The sequence below is a fragment of the Tenacibaculum sp. 1_MG-2023 genome, assembly GCF_030547425.1.
In the GTDB taxonomy this organism is placed as follows: domain Bacteria; phylum Bacteroidota; class Bacteroidia; order Flavobacteriales; family Flavobacteriaceae; genus Polaribacter.
Window position 1 is genome coordinate 1 of sequence record NZ_JAUORH010000047.1, and the last position, 1,696, is coordinate 1,696.

The window sequence follows — 1,696 nt, forward strand, 5'->3', positions numbered from 1 at the left end:
TCGTTGTGTTGAGGAACGTTCAGCGAGCTTCGCTGACGGTTTCGTTGTGTTGAGGAACGTTCAGCGAGCTTCGCTGACGGTTTCGTTGTGTTGAGGAACGTTCAGCGAGGGGAGTATTGGAGACTATTCAATAAAGTGTGTGGGAGTATTCAATAAAGTGTGTCAACTTATTTTTAGTTTTCTAAATAAGCTATCAGAGGTCGTTAATAACGACTAAAACTACTTTTAGTACTTAAATCGCTGAGCTTATGGGTTTCCGTAAGAAAATTAAGTTATTATTAGTAAGTTCGTAAAATATAAACAAACATAAAATACAACTATAAACCTATCAAAACAGGTGTATAACGATGTATTTTACATCTATATAAACAAGTTGGCGGTAATTTAAGAAACCTACGAAAATCAAAGAAACTAATCGTAAATGAAGAAAATTTTACACACAGTTGCGATAAATAAAAGTGGCGACCTAATCACAGCAAAAAATGCTAAAAAAGGAAGTGATTTTTTTTGTCCATTATGTAAAAACGAATTAATTCTTCGTAAAAGTGGAAAAACTGGAAAAGGTTCTAAAAGACCACATTTTGCACATCGTATTTTAACACCAAATTGCACACCTGAAAGTGCTTTACATTTCAATTTTAAAAATTTACTTGTAGAAAAAATTAAACAAAAGATAGAAAAGGAAGAACCTTTATCTATTTCTTGGAATTGCAAACATTGCTATGACTTTCATTCTGGAAATTTATTAAAAAAAATAAAATCAGTAAAAGTTGAACACAATATGACTCTTTGTCAACCTGATATTGCACTATTTGATTTTGAAAATAAAGTTTTTGCTGTTATAGAAGTTGTAGTTACTCATAAACCCGAAGAAAAAGTTTTAAATTTTTATTTAGAAAATAATATAATATTAATTCAAATCAATCTAACTTCTGAAGAAGATATTGAAAACTGGAAAGAAAAAATTTCTAAACCGGACATTGTTGAAATTTGCTTTAATCCTAAATGTAAAACCTGCGGAAATTTTCAACATAAAACTAAAATGACTATTGTAGAAGGTCCTTGTTGGAAATGTCATTCATCTATGAAAGTTGCAGTAATTGAAGGAGGAATGGAAAGAGGTGGTTCTTCTTGTGGTGCAGACGAATTTTCAAAAGAGGAAATTGAATTTGCTAAAAGAAAAGGAACAATTATTAAATCACATTACAGTAAAACAATGCACGAAAGATATTTAGCAAGTACTTGTAATAAATGTGGAGCATTTGCTGGGAATTTTTATTTATTTACAGATTATTTACAACCTGCTTCAATTGGAGAACTTCCATCTGAAACTTTTGATATTGGATATTACTGCAATAATTGTTTTGAAATTGAAGAAGATGATTATATGAATTTTTAAGATAAAAACTACCGCCAACAACATATATAATTTATTGCTTGCAAAAAGCTTACTTACGAAAATCCTCGCGGATTTTCTTTGTCAGTAATTATTTACTAAATTAGGTGCTTAAACCAAGTAACAAACCATATATAAACACGTTGTGCTTAATACTGACCCGTCCTAAATAAAGGCTACATAATTTTAAACATTATGTATAGAAATGACAAAGTAATCAGAAGGTATTCAGAACCTTTCAAACTGAAAATTTTAGCCGAACTTACAACCGGTAAACACACAAAGAGCGAACTTTGTAAA

1 protein-coding gene is annotated in these 1,696 nt (G+C 30.3%); it reads left to right on the forward strand.

The features are described 5' to 3' along the window. The first annotated feature begins 421 nt into the window (after positions 1-421). A complete protein-coding gene (locus tag Q4517_RS15370; RefSeq protein ID WP_303511280.1) occupies positions 422-1,399 on the forward strand; it encodes a competence protein CoiA family protein in 978 nt (325 codons plus the stop codon). Positions 1,400-1,696: the final 297 nt, after the last annotated feature.

Coding starts and splice junctions, on each gene's coding strand:
- Q4517_RS15370 (WP_303511280.1), top strand. CDS start 422: ATGAAGAAAATTTTACACACAGTTGCGATAAATAAAAGTGGCGACCTA.